This window comes from Photorhabdus noenieputensis, assembly GCF_018448935.1.
In the GTDB taxonomy this organism is placed as follows: Bacteria; Pseudomonadota; Gammaproteobacteria; order Enterobacterales; family Enterobacteriaceae; genus Photorhabdus; species Photorhabdus noenieputensis.
Genome location: NZ_RCWC01000098.1, coordinates 1 through 2,526, shown reverse-complemented (window position 1 = coordinate 2,526; position 2,526 = coordinate 1). Strand labels below are relative to the sequence as shown.

Annotated in this window: 1 protein-coding gene and 2 pseudogenes; 1 reads left to right on the top strand and 2 read right to left on the bottom strand. The window is 40.9% G+C overall.

What is annotated here, in order from left to right:
- Positions 1-305: 305 nt before the first annotated feature.
- Positions 306-578, bottom strand: a pseudogene (locus EAE91_RS23240) (ISNCY family transposase); the annotation flags it as partial.
- 117 nt (positions 579-695) lie between these two features.
- Positions 696-1,718, bottom strand: coding sequence for an Rpn family recombination-promoting nuclease/putative transposase (locus EAE91_RS23235; RefSeq protein ID WP_214090508.1), 1,023 nt, complete (start codon positions 1,716-1,718; stop codon positions 696-698).
- 566 nt (positions 1,719-2,284) lie between these two features.
- Between EAE91_RS23235 and EAE91_RS23230 the strand changes: the two are divergent.
- Positions 2,285-2,526 (top strand): annotated as a pseudogene (locus EAE91_RS23230) (DUF4225 domain-containing protein); the annotation flags it as partial.

The following is a 2,526-nucleotide window of genomic DNA, read 5'->3' as shown; positions in this document are numbered from 1 at the left end:
TTCTTACCGGTCAGTGCCTGACCCTCCTGAAGCGCTTTCAGGGCTTTGTCGAAATCGAAAGATTGAGTCATGTATCATTCCTTTTTGAGATATATTACTGGAATGACACAGAATTTCTAACACTCCCAACAACTCACTTAATCGCGTTTCCCATACTCTTAGGAACCCTATAAAGCTGCTTCCGTCTGATAGGTTTTAGCTTTGTCGGGCAAACATAAAAGTCCCTTGTATAACCATCACCTTGAATAAGAAAAAATAATGCCGATCTTGAACACCGGCATTTTGCTGTGAAAGAGAAGATTAATTTAATGCTTTAACGCTTCAATTTTATCCCGGCTCAGCCCGGTACTGGTGACAATAATGTCCAAACTCACACCATGCCGTAATAAGGCACGAGCCGTTTCCAGTTTACCTTCCTCTCGGCCTTCTTCTCGGCCTTCTTCTCGGCCTTCTTCTCGACCCTTCTCTCGGCCTTGCTCAATACCTTGCTTGATACCTTGTTCGCGCCCTTTTTGTTCAAGCTGTTCTGCAATAGTCATCAACATCGTTTCATGCTCCGGAAATTGTTGCTTCAGTCTGACCGGTTTCAGCTTCGCCGGGCAAACGTAAAAGTCCCTTGTATAACCATCATCCTGAATAAGAACAAAAATGCCGAACTTGAATATCGGCATTTTGCTGTGAAAGAGAAGATTAATTTAATGCTTTAACATTTCAATTTTATCCCGGCTCAGTCCGGTACTGGTGACAATAATGTCCAAACTCACACCATGCCGTAATAAGGCACGAGCCGTTTCCAGTTTACCTTCTTCTCGACCTTCTTCTCGACCTTCTTCTCGACCTTCTTCTCGACCTTCTTCTCGGCCTTCCTCCCGGCCTTCCTCCCGGCCTTCCTCCCGACCTTCCTCCCGGCCTTGCTCAATGCCTTGCTTGATACCTTGCTTGATACCTTGCTCGCGCCCTTTTTGTTCAAGCTGTTCTGCAATAGTCATCAACATCGTTTCATGCTCCGGAGATTGTTCAATCAGTTGATGGACAAAGCGTGAGAGATCCAACGTATGTCCATTCAGTAAAATATAGCGTAACACCACATTGCGCTGCTCAGTTGTATTATACCCTGCATTCAAGAGTTCAACCAATTGGAGGACCCATTCCTGCATATCCCGGCAGCGGATGTGTTTTTGCACCAGCTCCATCAGGGCAACCCCTTTATGTGTCAGGATTTCTTCATCGCTGAGCACACTGACGTCCACCAACGGAAACGCCTGGCAGTATAAGCGAGCAGCCTGTTCAGGGAGCGTAAAACAATCCAGCCACCGGTTTGTGTAAGGATACGGCCGAACCTCTCCATGATAAAACAGCAAAGGCACCACCAAAGGAAGTTCAGTATGGCCTTTTTTCAGGTGAGCCGACATAGCTGACATGGCATAATACATCAACCGCCAGGCCATCAATGGGTCAGGGGTGGACTGATGCTCAATCAGACAATAGATATAGCCTTGTCCCCGAGCCGTTTCAACCGAGTACAGCACATCACTGTGCAGTTGACGTAAATTCTGGTCCACAAAACTGCCGGGTTCCAGTTTCAATGTGGCTAAATCACACAACGACTGGACCTCTCCGGGCAGATAAAGGGATAAAAACTCCCTGGCCGTTTCGGGCTGCGTTAAAAAATATTTGAATAATACATCATGGTGAGGCCGTTTTTCTTTCTTTGCCACAATCCGTTTCTCTATCTTATCAGTTAGTCATTACCACTCATTGTCAAGGCTATAATATCTCTAAAAAGCCCGCAAAAACATCTTCCCATATTTTCTCAGGCAAGTCTTTATCGAATGCATTAATATAAGCGCCTAAAGAATCAAATACCAGCAAAGAAAAAAGAGGAAACATTATATTTACAACAACTACTCAATGAAAACCATTCATTTAAGTAAGTTCTTAACTTACATTCGCATAATAATAACCATCTTATCAAAACATCGATTACTTATATTTTTGCCAAAAATAAATTCATAAAACGTCGAAAATAATAAAATTATTAATTTAAATAAAGAAATTTAATAATATTTTTCTTAAACGAATAAATATATCAAGAAAATAGATAAATAATTAATATTTGCATTGAGAAAAACTTATAACGGATTTTGCTAATAATCCTACGTCTTAAAACGCCCCAAAAATTATCCTTACAAGTAAAAATAAACCTTGACTTATAATTTCAATTGTATATTTTTAGTACATAACACTATGTTAAACTAAATTTCAAAGAAACAGGTTACTCATTATGGATACTTTAGATGAATTTTACGAAAGAAATCCTTCCGCCAGAGGATACTTGGATAACAGTACCAATGAAGAAAGAAAACTCCCAAAAATTCAAATGGATAAACAAAATGAGCTGATGATGCTTATGAACAGAGTTGCCGATAAATATGTAAAATGGAGTCTGGCCAAAGACCATTTTATCGGTGAAGTCATGGCCTATTGCCAAGAAAACACATCAAAGATAAATACCGGGGAGATCTC